Source organism: Thalassotalea hakodatensis (assembly GCF_030295995.1).
GTDB lineage: Bacteria > Pseudomonadota > Gammaproteobacteria > Enterobacterales > Alteromonadaceae > Thalassotalea_C > Thalassotalea_C hakodatensis.
The window spans coordinates 3,265,143-3,281,284 of the sequence record NZ_AP027365.1 but is presented as its reverse complement, the minus strand read 5'-3'; the positions used below and the strand labels follow the sequence as shown (position 1 = coordinate 3,281,284).

Sequence of the window (16,142 nt, the reverse complement as noted above, 5' to 3'; positions counted from 1 at the left end):
TTATTCACGGTTTAATCGATTAGCTAAGGTAGGGGGTGTTATATTTTGTTGTATGATATTTATTCACATTCAAAAGATTCTGATCAACACACCCTAATAATTTGTCTGTAATCTTTCACACATTCCGTGTGATTTTTTGTATCATGGCATAGTCAACAAACAATTTCATTAGCTAAATCAATTGTCCTTAGCTCTTATGTACATGATAAAACACCTAAAGGTATGGAAGTAACATGGTTTCGGTACGTAAATCACATCAAATGACGCTCACGAGCTTTACGCAATGGTTAGATACATTGTCGTTATCATTTGAGAAAAAAAATGCGCTAGCGTTATTGTGGCAACAGCACTTTACGTTATTTTCACAGCATAATGAATGTGAAACTAAAGCGCTTGAAATGGTTGAAATTTTAGCAAGTCTTAATTTAGATAAAGACTCACTTTGTGCCGCTATTATTATCCCGTTAATCGAATATCAATTGATTACACTATCAACAGTGCAAGAAACGTATAGCAAAGACATTTACCTACTTTGCAAAGGGGTGTCTCAAATGGATGCTATTAAAACGTTGCAGCAAACGCAATCGAGTAATGTCTCTGTTAATCAAGTGGATAATATTCGCCGCATGCTACTTGCCATGGTTGAAGATGTACGAGCAGTTGTTATTAAACTTGCCGAACGTTTAGTGCATTTACGTTTGGTTAAAAATGCTGATGAAGAAAACCGAGTACTTGCTGCCAAAGAAACTGCCAATATTTATGCACCGTTAGCAAATCGCTTAGGTATTGGACAATTAAAGTGGGAGCTGGAAGATATTTCTTTCCGTTATTTGCATCCTAATACCTACATGAAAATTGCTAAATTACTTGATGAAAAACGTTTAGATCGCGAGCAATACATGATGGATTTTGTTGCAAGCTTAACTCATAAAATAGCGGAAACTGGCATTGTGGGCGAAGTCTATGGGAGACCTAAACACATTTATAGTATTTGGAAGAAAATGCAGAAAAAGTCGTTAGACTTTGATCAACTTTTCGATGTAAGAGCTGTAAGGGTTGTTGTGGACAAGCTGCAAGATTGTTATGGCGCTCTTGGTATCGTACATACAAACTGGAAACATTTACCTAACGAATTTGATGACTATGTCGCCACACCAAAAACCAATGGTTACCAATCTATTCACACTGTTGTTTATGGCCCAGAAGGCAAAACGGTCGAAATTCAGATACGTACCAAACAAATGCATGATGATGCCGAACTTGGCGTTGCTGCGCATTGGCGTTATAAAGAAGGTACGGCGTCAGGTAAATCGACAGGCTTTGACGAAAAGGTTAGTTGGTTAAGAAAAATTTTACAATGGCAAGAAGATGTTACCGAAAGCGGCGAACTTCTTGACGAATTACGTAGCCAAGTGTTTGAAGATAGAATTTATGTGTTTACACCTAATGGCGATGTTATTGATTTACCTACAGGCGCTACCCCGTTAGATTTTGCTTACTATATTCATTCAAACGTTGGGCATTGTTGTATTGGTGCTAAGGTATTTGGCAGGATTGTGCCCTTTACCCATCAGTTACATACTGGCGACCAAGTAGAAATACTCACCAGTAAAACCCCAAATCCGAGCAGAGACTGGTTAAACCCTTCGCTTAATTATCTACATACGCCTAGAGCTCGTGCAAAAGTGCAACATTTTTTTAAGCTGCAAGATAGAGATAAACATATCAGCTTAGGTAAAGAGCAACTTGAAGTTGAATTAATAAAATTTAATTGTGAAAAAGCTGATTTATCAGCAGTTTGTCAACGGTTTAATGTAAATAATAATGAAGATCTTTACGCTTCAATAGGCTCAGGAAATGCTAGACTACAGCAAGTGGTTAATTTTATCGTCGCTCAAGAAGAAAAACATAAGCCTGTATCTGAAATTGATCCACAATCGCTGGTAAAGCATAGCCCTACTCAACAACAACTTAACACTGATAAGAATGGTATTACGGTATCAGGCGTTGGTAACTTATTGACTCATATGGCAAAATGTTGCCAACCAGTTCCTGGTGATGACATCGTAGGGTTTATCACTCAAGGTCGAGGTATTTCTATACATAGAAGCGATTGCGAGCAATTTAGTCATTTATTAACACAGCACCCTGAACGTGAAGTAGAAGTTCAATGGGGAGAGCAGGGCTCAACATCTTATCAGGTTTCTTTATTAGTTACGGCTTATGATAGACAAGGTTTACTCAGAGATATTTCAACCATTGTGGCAAATGAACGATTATTAATTATTGGTTTTGAATCAAAATCTGATAGAAACGAACATACCACTACGATGACAATACAATTAGAAGTTTCTCATCAAGAACGGTTACAAAAGCTTATCGCAAAATTCTCGCAACTAGATGATGTAATAGAGGTTAAAAGAAAATAATCATGCTTAATGAAAAACCGTCGATTGAAAAGTTACGTTGGATCATGGCAGAGTTGCGTGACCCAGATACAGGCTGCCCGTGGGATATCAAACAAACTTACGCTTCTGTCGTACCTCATACCATTGAAGAAGCTTATGAAGTAGCAGATGCCATAGCACAACATGATTATACGGAGCTTGAAAAAGAGCTTGGCGATTTATTGTTTCAAGTGGTTTTTTACGCACAACTTGGTGAAGAAGAAAAACGATTTGATTTTGATTCAGTGCTCGCAGCAGTATGTGAGAAATTGATAAGGCGCCATCCTCATGTCTTTTCAGATTCTGACCTAACATCAGATGATGAAATTAAACGAAACTGGGAACAAGAAAAAGCCAAAGAACGAGCTGAAAAAAACAAGTCAAATAATTTGAGCATTCTTGCTGATATTCCAAACGCATTACCTGCTTTGTCTCAAGCAGCTAAAATTCAGAAGCGTTGTTCGCATGTGGGTTTTGATTGGTCAGATATAAACCAAGTAATTGAAAAAGTTGAAGAAGAAATTCAAGAAGTCAAAGATGAACTTGCGGGTAACAAAGCAGGCCTTGCTGAGGAGCTTGGCGACTTACTGTTTGCTGCGGTGAATGTGTGCCGACATGCTAAGCAAGATCCCGAAGCGTTACTTCGACAAGCAAACGCTAAGTTCACTCGACGATTTCAGCATGTAGAAAAGCAAGTGAGTGATGCTAATAAATCATTTTCGGAGCATGATCTAGCGATGCTTGAGCAATATTGGCAACACGCAAAAGCTCAAGAGAAAGTACAAAATAAGGAATAGCCATGCAACAACCAGAACTTGTCGATTGTCAATTAATGGTAGCAGATAACATTGCGACCTTAATGTTTACCCGACATGATGTGCGTAATGCGCTCACAGGTACTGCTATAGCTGATGATATTGTTGCAGTGGTCAATTGGGTTAACTGTCAATCAAGTATTGCGGTATTGATTCTCACAGGAGAAGGTTCTGCCTTTTCTGCGGGAGGCAATATTAAAGATATGGCTGATCGCGCGGGTGATTTTGCCGGCGATGTTGAAACACTTGAACAACGATATCGTCAAGGAATTCAACGTATTCCTAAGGCGCTTTATCGTTGTGAAGTGCCAGTGATAGCCGCCGTTAATGGTCCTGCTATAGGCGCAGGATTTGATATCGCTAATATGTGTGATATTCGGATCGCCAGTGAAAAAGCTAAATTTGGCGAAACGTTTATTAATTTAGGTATTATCCCTGGGGATGGTGGAGCTTGGTTTATGCAGCGACTTATAGGCTACCAACAAGCAGCACATTTAACCTTTACGGGTAAAGTGATTAATGCCGAAGAAGCTAAAGAACTTGGCGTTGTATTATCGGTAGTGCCTGAACAGCAATTACAAGCTACAGCATTTTCGTTGGCAAAAGAAATGGCTGATAAGCCAACTCATGCACTGCGTATGAGTAAGCGTTTAATGCAAATGGCGCAACGAACTGAACTGAATGACTTTCTAGATATTTGTGCGACCTTTCAAGGAATTTGCCATAACAATCCTGAACATATTAACGCGGTTAAAACGTTGATGGATAAATTGGCAAAATCATCATGAACCCTTGGTTACATAACTTCGTTATTTATGTTCGAAAATATGCTAATAAACTGATACGCATTCCATTGCCTGCTTTAGTAACAGGGGCAAATCACCTAGATGATGTATCTGAATTATTACAAAGGCATGATAAATCATGTGTCTTTATTGCTACCGATAATGGCTTGATGCAGCTAGGGTTAATCAAGCCATTATTGACTTTGTTAGAGGCGAAAGGTATCAATTATTATGTTTTTGACCAAATCACGCCAGATCCAACGATTGAAATTGTGGAACAAGGTAAAGCGCATTTTATTGATAATAAATGTGATGCCATTATTGCCTTTGGTGGAGGCTCGGTCATCGACTGTGCAAAGGGAGTTGCAGCAAGTGTTGTTAAGAATAAATCAATTGCAGCCCTTGCTGGTTTATTTAGAGTTCGTAAAAAGTTACCTTATTTTATTGCTATTCCAACTACGGCAGGAACGGGCTCAGAAACAACACTGGTTGCGGTGATAACGGATGTTACTAAACAGCAAAAATTTACTGTAATTGATCCATGCTTGGTGCCTGCCGTTGCGCTATTGGATCCTGTTCTGACGATTGGCTTACCCAAACAAATTACCGCGGAAACAGGTATCGATGCACTTACGCATGCCATTGAATCATATCTAAGTAAGCATGCTACGAGGTTAACTAAACAATATAGTTTACAGGCAATGAAAGGTATTTTTACTTCTTTACCACTTGCTTATGATGATGGGAGTAATGAAAAGGCACGACATGAAATGCTGCTAGCCAGTTATTATGCGGGGGCCGCTTTTACGCGGGCTTCTATTGGTTATGTACATGCTATTGCACATCAGCTAGGAGCGGTGTACCACATTCCCCATGGCAGAGCGAATGCAGTCTTGTTGTCGCATGTACTTGAATTTTCAAAGCACAAGTCTGTTGAAAAATATGCTGAACTTGCGGTTAGTTTAGGGTTTTGTGATAAAAACGAAAATAAAAAGCTTCAAGCACAAGCCTTTTTAACGCGAGTAAATTCACTTATTAGGCATTTAAATATTCCTATTTACTTTGAACAGCTACGGACAAAAGACATTCCCTTATTAGCAAACCGAGCAATAAAAGAAGCTTATTGCGATTACCCTGTGCCAAAATTAATGAGCGTAATGGAATGCCAAGCTATATTGCATAAGCTTTGTAATAGCCACCCCGTATAAATAAGTGAGCACACTTATTTAGGACTATAAAAAAGAAAAAGCGCCAAATATGGCGCTTCTTTGCTTGAATGCTACTTTTTATGCATCGTTAGGTAAGTCTGCATTGTGATATACCTGCTGAACATCATCACAATCTTCTAACATTGCCATAAATTTCTGAAAATTGGCGATATCTTCTTCTTCAGTAATATCAACGTAGGTTTGTGGTACCCACGAAATTTCTTCTACTTCTAACGTAAATTCTGGCATTGTGTCAGCAAACGCGGTTTTAATTTTATAAAACTCAGTGTGTGGAGCATAAACAGTGATCACACCGTCTTCTAGCTCAACGTCTGTAACGTCAATGTCAGCCATCATTAAGTTTTCTAACACCACTTCGTCATCTTCACCTTTAAAAGCAAAAACGGCTTGGTGATCAAACATGTGAGACACAGTTCCGGTAGAGCCAATTTTTGAATGTGTTTTTGTAAAGCATTGACGCACATCTTTAATAGTGCGGTTGCCATTATCAGTTAAACAATCAATGATCACCATACAGTTACCTGGGCCGAAACCTTCGTATCGTGCTTCTGAATAATCTTCACCACCCGCGCCACTTGCTTTATCAATTGCTTTCTCAATAACATGTGTAGGCACTTGATCTTTTTTGGCCTTTTCTATCAAGCTGCGTAAGGCTAAATTTCCGTCTGGGTCGCTGCCACCACTTTTAGCTGTAGCGTAAATGGCTTTACCATATTTAGAATACACTTTGGTTTTTTGTCCGGCGGTTTTCGCCATAGATTCTTTACGGTTTTGAAACGCTCTACCCATCTTGTATCGTTCTCTTAAGATTTTAAAATGCGTAGATTCTAGCAAGCTATGCTAATGCTTTCTAGTAGCTAAACTGAACTGGAGGTAAGCAATACTTGTTAAAATCATAAATTAAGTAAAATAATTATTAGGTTTACTATGAATAATTCGTTATAGGTTACATAAATTAGTATAAAGAGGCATCAACGTTCTGTGGTAGGCATTCAAATAAAAACTGATAATTTCCGCTTGTTAACCGACGGCTCCTATCTATACGGTAGTGTGTAATTCATTAAGAAGAGGCGAGAACTTAGCTTCATTCTCGCCGAATTAGGTTATTAGTTGCATTCGTTTATATCACTCTGTCGTTGATTAATTATTTGTGCTTGCTGTAATACATTAATGTCCCATTGTGCGAGGTTTAAATGCGTTAATTGATGCAACAATAGCGATTGTTTTAATAAGTAGTCTGTTAGCAAATTGCGTTTCATTACATGCTCCTTATTATTCTGTTAATTCAACAGTGTCTGTACCTAAGGTTCTTTTGCTCATGCTTACTTTTAGATACGCTAAGTTATCTTTAATCACTTTGCTATCAGAAAGTAAAAGTGCACTGCTAAAGTCTTCAAGAGCACCATAGCTATCGTCTTGTAAATAGCGAACAATACCGCGGTTACTTAACGCTAATGCTTTAATAAATTTACCTTCACGGCTTCTTGCTGCATGAGCGTCAATTCCTTCTATTGCGTCAGAACAAGCTTCTTCTGCTTGCTCAAATTTAAGGTGTTTTAAGTTTGCAGCACATAACCCCATATCGATATCGAAACCGGTAGATGACTCTTTAGCCGAAGTTAGTTTATGCATGCCTGATGTGTAATCACCTTGCATTAACTCAGATGAGCCAGTGGTGTCTTTAATGACAGCAATTTTAAATTTTTCTAAGGTTGTTTCGCTTGGGCTGGCAGTTGCAAGCATACTTGCCATTGAAAGCGATAGTAGTGTTGGGTGTGTTAATTTCATCATTTATCCTCTTGTTTGATTCATGTGTTTTGTCAATTACAAGTTAAATGCAATTGATGGGTAAACAATAAGAGGAACCGACTTTACTGACAAACGATAAAAATACAGTCGTTAGGTGAATTTTATTCATCTGTCAGTGATGTGGTAAATTAGGAAGGCTGATAATTAATGATCAGCATTGAAGTTTCTTTCTACCCACTTAGCGAAGGTATCCATTGCGCTGCCAACTTCAATGTTTTCATGCTGAATCAAGTAATATTTATCTTTTGTGACTAATTCTTGATCGAACAGTTTAATCAGTAGTTTTTCACTAAACCATGTTTTGCTCATTGGCAAAGGTACTAACGCAATTCCCATGCCTTGCTGAGCTGCTCTTGCAACGCCAAACATGCTATCAAATTGGATAATTTGTTTTGGATCAAAGTCATCAATATTCATTTTTTCAGCCCATTGATGCCATGACCATGGTCTTGACTGATGTAAAATCAGCGGTACATGTTTAAGGGCATCAATTCCATGATTTACCCACTGTTTATAAAGTTTTTTATTACAAGCTGGTGCATAACGTATTGGGAATAACTCTTGTACGATGCTGGCGTTTGGTACGCCGTTAGCTAATACAATGGATAAATCAGCATTATTAGATGAAGGAGAGCTTGCTTTAACGGTTTCGAGTTGTAAATTGATATTTGGGTATTTCTCCGTCCAGTCACTTAATTTAGGAACAAACAATTCACTGGCAAAAAACTCGGGCATTGAGATAGTAATAGTTTGATTTTGTTGATTATGAGTGAAACTTGAAATAGTGTTTTCAAGCTCAGAAATAAGCGGTTGTACTGCACTATAAAATTGTTTTCCCGCACTTGTTAACGCGATAGCACGCGTTTGTCGTTGAAATAGCTCAAAACCTAATTGTTCTTCAAGCTGTTTTATTTGATGGCTCACTGCTGATGGCGTTAAAAATAGTTGTGAAGCAGCATGTTTGAAGCTTAAACATTTAGCGGCGATACAAAATGATCTTAAGCCGCGAATAGGGGTTTGAATAGCCATATATACCTTGTCTTTATTAATCTAAACGATGCAGTGCAAGTGTTAAACCATAAATTAGTTGACTGATTTATAAGGATAAATTAAATTTCTATTAAATTCCTGCTTCGCATTGTGACATGGGTTGCACTAAGGTGGTGCATAGCTGTAGTAAAGATATTCTTGATGATGCGTTTTTCGTAAAAAAAAGCGCTGCAAATGCAGCGCTAGGACTTAAACATAAAGCGTCAAATGCAAGAAATCTGGGGAGACTTCAAAAGCAAGTGCAGCATATCGAGATGAGCATGCTATGACAATTGAAATAAATTATCATGACGGGTGAATTTAATTCATTTGTTCTTAATTATTGAGCATTGTTCTCTTCTCGTTTCCATAGCCACCACGAATAAATTTGTGGTGTAATTGCCGATGGTAAAACGAGGCCAATGATTAAGTAAGTTAAATAGTCATCGTGAATTAGCCAACAAGTCACACTGACGGCTAACCCTGAAACCATAAACAGGCGACCCGCTAATCGATGTGTTTTGCGCCAATTTTCGTCATTTTGAAGTGTCCATGGAGTACGAATACCAATAAAGTAATTACTTCGTGTTTTACTTAAATAATTGCCCACAATCATTAAACAAATACCAACCATAAAGACCACGAGTAAATGCATTTTGAGTGTGAAACCATAAATTAAAGCAACATAACCACCTTCCAATACAGCCAGTAATAATATTATGGCGAATGCAATTGCATGAGTTGCTTTTTTTGATTGTACTAAATTTTCTTTTCTCGGTTCTAAATAGCGTAAGATGCTTAATAACAGTATTAAACCTACCATTACTCCAGGCGGAAACAAAAGTGCTGTGGCAGCGTCTGCATATCTATCTATTTCACCTGCACTATTCCAGTGAATGGGTAACATCATATCTGTAGGGACCTGTGTAATCATAAATAATGCTACTAGCATAGTGATAGTGGTAATTAAGAGGTTAATTTTAAAAATGTTCATGCTTACTTCTCCTGCTCTTTAAAAGTATCTTTCCCAAATATGGCAAACATTCCCGCCATAAGATCTTCAACAACACTAGTATTGAGCGAGTAATAAATGGTTGTTCCATGTCGATGTGTTGTTACTAAATCAGCGGCCTTTAAAACATTAAAGTGTCCAGAAAGAGTTGACTTAGCAACGTCTATTTCTTGTGCAATTTCACCAGCTGTTAGGTTTTTCTCTTTTAACAAAGATAGTATTTTTCTTCTAACTGGGCTTGATAATGCTTGAAAAGCGTCTGACATAGGTGCTCCGTATCGGTATCTATTTTGTAATTTAGCGAAATAGCGAATTAGGTGCAATCATTATTTCGTTATATAGCGAAATAATGGTGAATAAATAGAAGTTTCTAATTCTATAATGTTACTAGAGCGTGTTGATCTTTGCTGTTTAAGTTTTATTCAAATTAAACGCCTTCTGATCGCGCACTTGGATTATTGCATAGTCATTCTATGGTTAATTCAAGTAACAAAGAGCAGGAGGCGTTTAGTTGAACCCAAAGGGTAGCGTTTTTTGTCATTTATACGTCGTTATTGCTTTTTCCTGTGGTATAACCACATATTAATCGCAATGCCTTGTCTAAATACCAATAAACTGCTGAAAAATACCACGCGAAAGATCAATGGACCCTCCTAATAATTAAAGAAATTTTTATTTTATTAATTCATGTGTAATAAAATTGTTAACGAGCAGACTAAGCACTCGTTACATAAAATAAATGTTAAAAGATAAAAACAAATATAGGAAATAAAAGATGCTAGAAATCAAGGGTTTGTCTAAGACTTATGACAATGGTGTTCATGCACTTAATAATGTCAATTTGACCATTCCAAAAGGAATGTTTGGTCTACTTGGACCAAATGGTGCTGGTAAATCATCGTTAATGCGTACAATTTCTACGTTGCAGGATGCAGATGAAGGGTCAATCACTTTTGATGGTATTGATGTATTTACAGATCCGCAGGCGTTACGTCAACGATTAGGATATTTGCCACAAGACTTTGGTGTTTATCCAAGAATTAGTGCCTATGACTTATTAGATCATATGGCCATTTTAAAAGGTATTCGTAATAAAGCAGAACGCAAAGAAGCCGTTGAGGGTTTGCTTGCACAAACGAACTTATTTCAGCATCGTAAAAAAGCCGTTAGTGGCTTTTCGGGCGGTATGCGTCAGCGTTTTGGTATTGCACAAGCGTTATTAGGAGATCCTGATTTATTAGTGGTGGATGAACCAACCGCTGGTTTAGATCCAGAAGAACGAAATCGCTTTCATAATCTATTGGTTAGTTTAGGCGAAGAAAAAGTTATTATTTTATCAACACACATTGTTGAAGATGTATCTGAACTTTGCCCTAACATGGCAGTGCTAGCTTCAGGCCAAATATTACTTGAAGGTAACCCCATTTTATTGACCGATAAACTCGGTGGCCAAATCTGGCGTAAAACAGTGACACAACAAGAAGCCGTAGAAATAGAGCAGAACATGCCTGTTATTTCAAAACGATTATTTGCCGGTAAAACTATTATTCATGTGATGGCTGAACAAGCACCTGAAGGCTTTGAAGCAGCCCCCGCAAACTTAGAAGATGTCTATTTTTCTACATTACATTCTCATCGTAATGCGGCTTAAGGGGTAAGTTATGTTTGCAAAAATGTTTTTATTTGAGTGGCGGTATTATACCCGTCAGCCATCTTTCATTGTCACGAGTGCGATTTTTTTCTTTTTGACTTTCTTTGCAACAGTCAGTGATAACGTACAAATAGGTGGTGGGGGCAATGTCTTATACAATGGTCCTTACTCTATTGCTCAAACCTTAGTAATCATGGGGATTTTCTCCATGTTTTTGGTGGTTAACTATGTTGCCAGTACTGCAACAAGAAATGATACAACCAAAATGGCTGAGATCCTTTATAGCAAACCAATTAACCCAATAAGTTATCAGCTTGGGCGTTTCTTTGGTGCTTTCGCGATGGTAGCAACCGTGTTTGCTTTCGTGCCTTTTGGGATCTTTTTAGGAACGGTTCTTGGTGGTTTAGCTGGCTGGGTAGATGCAGAGCGGTTAGGAGCAACTAATCTTAGCTATTATTTCACGGCGTATTTTTATTTAGCCTTACCAACATTACTGGTCTTATCGTGTATGTTTTACGCGGTTGCTATTCGTTTTCGTAGCATGATGGCTGTTTACTTGATTGCAGTCGGGTTTTTTATTGCATATACCGTTGCTGGGCAGCTTTTCTCAGATCCTGAATATCGTACAATTGTTGCACTTGCAGACCCTTTTGGTGTTAATACCTTTGGTGAAGTAACTCGTTACTGGACCATGCACGACAAAAATAACACTGCTGTTGAATTAACCGGTGTATTACTTGAAAACCGGGTGATCTGGTTAATTGCTAGTATTATTATTATGGCATTATTCGGTGGTTTTACTCGTAAAATATCATTAACACAGCCGAAAGCTAATAAAAAAGAAAAACAAAAAGTTGAAGAAAGTTCTGATTCAGCGCTAGCCAATCGTGTTGACTATAAAAGTCACGGTATCACTACAAGTGCGCATTTATGGTTGCGTATTAAATTTGAAGTAAAACAAGTGATATTTAGTGCACCATTTTTAGTGCTTGGTGCTTTTACTATCTTTGCTTTAGTTGCTCCCCTAATTGACCCTAGAGCTATGTTTGGCACTCCAAATTGGCCGATCACGCAATCAATGATTCAATTAATTGCAGGCTCAACTGGGTTATTAATGCTGATTGTATTAACGTACTACAGTGCTGAAATTGTGTGGCGTGAACGTAATTCTGGTATGGGTGATATAGTTGATTCAATGCCTGTCAATAACATCACTTTTTGGTTATCAAAAATTATTGCTATTAGCTTAGTACTTGCACTGTTATACGTATTTGGTATGTCAGTCACTGTACTAAACCAAATTATCAGAGGGTATGATAATTTTGAATTCTCACAATATTTTATTCGCTTAGGCTATGTAAACCTAGTACCGTTAATCATGACAGCTGTACTTGCATTCTTCTTACAAGTGCTTAGCCCGAATAAATATATTGGCATGCTATTGTTCGTGCTATATATCATTTCAACGTTAGTGATAAGTAGCTTCGGCTTTAGCCATAATATGTTCCAATTTTCTGGCGCCCCTATCGTTTATTATTCTGACATTAATACCTATGGCCACTTTTTAACAGCACATTCTTGGTATATGTTGTATTGGCTAGGCGCGTCAATAATTTTGGCCGCTCTTACTTATGCGTTATGGCATAGAGGCCCAGCTCAACCATTAAAATCAAGGTTTAACAAAGTGGGTTACTACCTAGGAAATAAAGGTAAAGCTGCTATTGCACTTGGTCTAGCAATATTTATTGCAACAGGTAGTTATATTCATTACAACACGCGCGTGTTAAATGAATATGTCATTCAAGAAGATGCACAAGATCTACAAGCGGAATATGAAAAAAAATACGTTGCGCATAAAGATGATGAAATACCAACGATCACTAAAACGCATGCAAAAGTTGATATTTACCCGTCTGAACGTCGTATTGACGCGGTTGCGGAAATTACCGTTAAAAATACCAGCGACACAGCGATTGAACGTTTCTTAGTGTCCAAACCGCGTTTTACCGAAAAGTGGGACGTGGTTTTAGCAGGCGGAAAGCTTACTGAATTTGATGACAAGTTTAATTCAGCATGGTTCGTTTTTGACCAACCATTAGCGCCAGGAGAAACAACAACAGGACAATTAATTGCCCATCGAACACATCAAGGTTTTACTGATGGTAGTAATGATTTTTCCCTTATTGAAAACGGTACTTTCATTAACAACTATGATTTGTTCCCAGCCTTTGGTTACCGTTCTGATTGGCAGATAGTTGATCGACACGAACGTAGAAAACGTGACCTAAAACCAATTCAACGCGCGAATAAATTAGAAGACAATCGTTACTACAATGAAAGCTTCTTTGGTAAAGGTGTTGGCTTTATTGATTTTGAAGCAACAATTTCAACCAGTGAAGATCAATTTGCCATTGCGCCTGGTTATGTGCAAAGTGAAACTGTTGAAAATGGCCGACGTACGTATCATTATAAAATGAATGCACCAATGGTGAACTTTTATTCGATAATGTCGGCTAAACTAGAAGCGAAGAAAGAGCAATATAAAGGCATTGATATTGAGATTTATTATCATAAAGATCACCATATGAATGTAGATCGTATGATTGAATCAGTACGTGACTCTATTGATTACTTTACGCAAGAGTTTGGTCCTTACCAGCATAAACAAATGCGTATTATTGAATTTCCTGGTTATAGAAGTTTTGCGCAGAGCTTTGCCAATACAGTACCTTATTCAGAGCAAATAGGTTTTATTACTGATTTACGCGACCCTGAAGATATTGACCCTGTTTATTACGTTACGGCTCATGAAGTTGCTCATCAATGGTGGGGACATCAAGTAGGGGCAGCTAACGTACAAGGTAGTGCAATTATTTCTGAATCATTATCGCAATACTCTGCTTTAATGGTGATGGAGAAAAAGTATGGTCCTGAAAAAATTCGCAAGTTTTTAAAGTACGAACTTGATCGCTACTTAAGAGGTCGTAGTGTTGAAATCATTGAAGAAATGCCATTGTTCCGTAGTGAAAATCAACAGTATATTCATTACCGTAAAGGCTCTGTGGTGATGATGGCACTTAAAAATAGATTAGGCGAGCAGCAATTAAATAAAGCATTAGCTGATTTTCTAGCTGAGTTTAAATATCAAAGCACACCTTATCCAACAACGTTAGATTTAATGGCGTATATTAAACAAGATGCTAACGAACAGGAAAAAACGTTTGTTACTAGTTTGTTTGAACATATAACGCTATATGATCTTAAAACAACCAATGTTGATGTGACTGAGCGAGAAGATGGTAAATTTACAGTTATCGTGACAATTGATGCTGCAATGCTTACCGCTGATGGTCAAGGCGCAGAGACAGAAAAAGACTTTACTGACATGATTGATATCGGTTTTTTTAGCGCTGATCCTGAAGATCTTTCTGCAGAAAATCTTGTGCAATATTTAGAAAAGCATGAAATTAAATCAGGTGAAAACAAGATTGAAATCATCGTTGATGAAAAGCCTAAATATGTAGGGGTAGACCCCTTTGTACGGTTAATTGATCGTGATAGTGCCGATAACATTTATCGACTATAAGCGATAACATAATGCAAAAAACCACCATAATTTTGGTGGTTTTTTTATTTCAGCTGATCTGTATCCATGTATTTTTATGACACTTTAGAAATTATTAATAAATCTCATTAAATCACATTTCACTTTTGAAATTATTGTCTATGCTTAAATCACAAGAGATTGATTTTGAGCGAAATTAAATGCAGAAAGAAACACAATTTATTTTGGCATGTTTAACGGTCATCGTGATAAGTGTTTTAACGCTTTGGTTAGCAAGTCCTTTAACAACAGTTATTTCGATAATAATCGTAGCGGTTGTTGCTCTTGCGGCTTTTCTTTTATATACCTTTCATACCAAATTAGTTAACACGTTAACTGATGAAGTAGCGTTATTAACTCAACAATCACAAGTAACAGACGAGCATAATGACGGCTCTACGCAATACCTTTCATTAGTGAGTGATATTGTTCCTGTGTGGGCTAAACAGTTGGAGCTTGCGCGCTTTCAGGGAAATGACGCTGTTAATGAACTTTCGCACACGTTTTCACAAATCAGAGAAAAGCTTGAGGGCGCGATTAATGCATCACAAGCTACCTCTGGTGATATGCACAGCGAAACGGGTTTAACACATATTATTGAAAAAGCAGATAAAGAGCTAAATCAAATTCTTTCTTCTCTTAATGAAGCTATGCAAGGTCGAGATGAACTCCTTTCTGAAATAAATAACTTAACCACTATCGCTGAAGAATTATCACAAATGGGAGATGAAGTTGCTGGTATTGCTTCTCAAACGAATCTTTTAGCATTAAATGCTGCAATTGAAGCGGCTCGTGCCGGTGAAGCTGGCAGAGGTTTTGCTGTTGTTGCTGATGAAGTAAGAACGTTATCAACGCGTTCAGGTGAGACCGGAGCTAGAATCACAGAACGTATCGGTCAAGTAAACAGTACCTTGTTTAATACGCTTGAAAAAACACAACAATTTACTGAACAAGATGCAAAAGTCATTGAAAAAGCAGAACATGTTATTGAATCTGTTATTAATGAGTATCGAGAATCCGGCGAACAAATAATAGCGTCGGCAGGACAACTTGAGGAGGAAAGCCGTACGGTTAAAACTTCCGTGGAAGAGGTTATCGTTTTCTTGCAGTTTCAAGATAGAGTAAGCCAAATGCTCGATCAAATTCATTTAAACATGAATGCATTGTCTCCGAAATTATCTCAATGTTTAACGGATATCGAATCGGGAAATACGCTCGAAGATATTAATAATACTCGGTGGATCAACGATTTTAAAAATACGTTTACTACGGTTGAGCAAGTCAAAATTCATGAAAATGAGCATGCAGAAAATAAAACGGCAGATACATCAGAAATTACATTTTTCTAATTAAACATATTAAGAATAAGGTGGTAAAGGAAACGTAGTATGAGCAAAACAATATTAATCGTTGATGATTCAGCCAGTGTCAGACAAGTGGTCGCAATGACGTTAAAAGGAGCAGGTTATGAGGTTATTGAAGCCGTAGATGGTAAAGACGGACTTAGTAAGTTGGATGGGAAAAAAGTACATTTGATTATTTCAGACGTTAATATGCCAAACATGGATGGCATTACTATGGTGAAAGAAATTAAACAAATGGCGAGTTATAAATTTACCCCTATTATAATGTTAACAACAGAAGGCGCGGAAGAGAAAAAGAAACAAGGACAAGCAGCTGGTGCAAAAGCATGGATTGTAAAACCCTTTCAACCTGCACAAATGCTGCAAGCTGTATCAATGCTTGTATTGCCATAATGCT

14 protein-coding genes are annotated in these 16,142 nt (G+C 37.6%); 8 read left to right on the top strand and 6 right to left on the bottom strand.

The window, feature by feature from the left end; genetic code table 11:
* The first annotated feature begins 233 nt into the window (after nt 1-233).
* From relA to QUE72_RS14525, 4 genes are read left to right on the top strand one after another with little or no spacing between them, the layout of a single operon-like run.
* Nucleotides 234-2,429, top strand: a complete 2,196-nt coding sequence (relA, locus tag QUE72_RS14540) for a GTP diphosphokinase (protein ID WP_074498826.1) — start codon at nt 234-236, stop codon at nt 2,427-2,429.
* Nucleotides 2,430-2,431: 2 nt separating this feature from the next.
* Nucleotides 2,432-3,244: a nucleoside triphosphate pyrophosphohydrolase gene (gene mazG / locus QUE72_RS14535; protein ID WP_286269782.1), complete on the top strand. Its 813-nt coding sequence runs from the start codon at nt 2,432-2,434 to the stop codon at nt 3,242-3,244.
* 2 nt (nt 3,245-3,246) lie between these two features.
* Complete coding sequence (locus QUE72_RS14530) at nt 3,247-4,050, top strand: enoyl-CoA hydratase-related protein (protein WP_286269781.1); 804 nt, start codon at nt 3,247-3,249, stop codon at nt 4,048-4,050.
* Entirely contained in the window at nt 4,047-5,255 is a 1,209-nt protein-coding gene (locus tag QUE72_RS14525; RefSeq protein ID WP_286269780.1) for an iron-containing alcohol dehydrogenase, read from the top strand. The genes QUE72_RS14530 and QUE72_RS14525 overlap by 4 nt, the downstream gene beginning before the upstream one ends.
* Before the next feature lie 78 nt (nt 5,256-5,333).
* Here the strand turns inward: QUE72_RS14525 and QUE72_RS14520 are convergent, their stop codons facing one another.
* The 6 genes from QUE72_RS14520 to QUE72_RS14495 all read right to left on the bottom strand — a co-directional run bounded on the left by QUE72_RS14520 (nt 5,334) and on the right by QUE72_RS14495 (nt 9,392).
* On the bottom strand, nt 5,334-6,065 hold the full coding sequence (locus tag QUE72_RS14520; protein ID WP_286269778.1) for a YebC/PmpR family DNA-binding transcriptional regulator: 732 nt from the start codon (nt 6,063-6,065) through the stop codon (nt 5,334-5,336).
* 317 nt (nt 6,066-6,382) lie between these two features.
* The gene (locus QUE72_RS14515) at nt 6,383-6,535 is read right to left on the bottom strand and encodes a hypothetical protein (protein WP_286269777.1); all 153 of its coding nucleotides are present in this window, start codon (nt 6,533-6,535) and stop codon (nt 6,383-6,385) included.
* A 13-nt stretch (nt 6,536-6,548) separates the two neighbouring features.
* Nucleotides 6,549-7,067 carry a tetratricopeptide repeat protein gene (locus QUE72_RS14510; RefSeq protein ID WP_286269775.1) on the bottom strand — a complete coding sequence of 173 codons (519 nt, stop codon included), beginning with the start codon at nt 7,065-7,067 and terminating at the stop codon, nt 6,549-6,551.
* A 162-nt stretch (nt 7,068-7,229) separates the two neighbouring features.
* On the bottom strand, nt 7,230-8,108 hold the full coding sequence (locus tag QUE72_RS14505; RefSeq protein WP_074498911.1) for a LysR substrate-binding domain-containing protein: 879 nt from the start codon (nt 8,106-8,108) through the stop codon (nt 7,230-7,232).
* Nucleotides 8,109-8,454: 346 nt separating this feature from the next.
* A complete protein-coding gene (locus tag QUE72_RS14500) occupies nt 8,455-9,108 on the bottom strand; it encodes an SdpI family protein (RefSeq protein WP_074498820.1) in 654 nt (217 codons plus the stop codon).
* Nucleotides 9,109-9,110: 2 nt separating this feature from the next.
* On the bottom strand, nt 9,111-9,392 hold the full coding sequence (locus tag QUE72_RS14495; protein ID WP_074498819.1) for an autorepressor SdpR family transcription factor: 282 nt from the start codon (nt 9,390-9,392) through the stop codon (nt 9,111-9,113).
* A 509-nt stretch (nt 9,393-9,901) separates the two neighbouring features.
* Here QUE72_RS14495 and QUE72_RS14490 point away from each other — a divergent pair.
* From QUE72_RS14490 to QUE72_RS14475, 4 genes are all read left to right on the top strand, one after another.
* A complete protein-coding gene (locus tag QUE72_RS14490; protein ID WP_074498818.1) occupies nt 9,902-10,777 on the top strand; it encodes an ABC transporter ATP-binding protein in 876 nt (291 codons plus the stop codon).
* 10 nt (nt 10,778-10,787) lie between these two features.
* A complete protein-coding gene (locus QUE72_RS14485) occupies nt 10,788-14,363 on the top strand; it encodes a M1 family aminopeptidase (protein ID WP_286269773.1) in 3,576 nt (1,191 codons plus the stop codon).
* A gap of 179 nt (nt 14,364-14,542) precedes the next feature.
* A complete protein-coding gene (locus tag QUE72_RS14480) occupies nt 14,543-15,730 on the top strand; it encodes a methyl-accepting chemotaxis protein (RefSeq protein ID WP_286269771.1) in 1,188 nt (395 codons plus the stop codon).
* Between the two features lie 39 nt (nt 15,731-15,769).
* The gene (locus QUE72_RS14475) at nt 15,770-16,138 is read left to right on the top strand and encodes a response regulator (protein WP_286269770.1); all 369 of its coding nucleotides are present in this window, start codon (nt 15,770-15,772) and stop codon (nt 16,136-16,138) included.
* Nucleotides 16,139-16,142: the final 4 nt, after the last annotated feature.

Bases quoted from the DNA above. Each gene is read 5' to 3' on its own strand.
- relA (WP_074498826.1), top strand. From the start codon at position 234: ATGGTTTCGGTACGTAAATCACATCAAATGACGCTCACGAGCTTTACG.
- mazG (WP_286269782.1), top strand. From the start codon at position 2,432: ATGCTTAATGAAAAACCGTCGATTGAAAAGTTACGTTGGATCATGGCA.
- QUE72_RS14530 (WP_286269781.1), top strand. From the start codon at position 3,247: ATGCAACAACCAGAACTTGTCGATTGTCAATTAATGGTAGCAGATAAC.
- QUE72_RS14525 (WP_286269780.1), top strand. From the start codon at position 4,047: ATGAACCCTTGGTTACATAACTTCGTTATTTATGTTCGAAAATATGCT.
- QUE72_RS14520 (WP_286269778.1), bottom strand. From the start codon at position 6,065: ATGGGTAGAGCGTTTCAAAACCGTAAAGAATCTATGGCGAAAACCGCC.
- QUE72_RS14515 (WP_286269777.1), bottom strand. From the start codon at position 6,535: ATGAAACGCAATTTGCTAACAGACTACTTATTAAAACAATCGCTATTG.
- QUE72_RS14510 (WP_286269775.1), bottom strand. From the start codon at position 7,067: ATGATGAAATTAACACACCCAACACTACTATCGCTTTCAATGGCAAGT.
- QUE72_RS14500 (WP_074498820.1), bottom strand. From the start codon at position 9,108: ATGAACATTTTTAAAATTAACCTCTTAATTACCACTATCACTATGCTA.
- QUE72_RS14495 (WP_074498819.1), bottom strand. From the start codon at position 9,392: ATGTCAGACGCTTTTCAAGCATTATCAAGCCCAGTTAGAAGAAAAATA.
- QUE72_RS14490 (WP_074498818.1), top strand. From the start codon at position 9,902: ATGCTAGAAATCAAGGGTTTGTCTAAGACTTATGACAATGGTGTTCAT.
- QUE72_RS14485 (WP_286269773.1), top strand. From the start codon at position 10,788: ATGTTTGCAAAAATGTTTTTATTTGAGTGGCGGTATTATACCCGTCAG.
- QUE72_RS14480 (WP_286269771.1), top strand. From the start codon at position 14,543: ATGCAGAAAGAAACACAATTTATTTTGGCATGTTTAACGGTCATCGTG.
- QUE72_RS14475 (WP_286269770.1), top strand. From the start codon at position 15,770: ATGAGCAAAACAATATTAATCGTTGATGATTCAGCCAGTGTCAGACAA.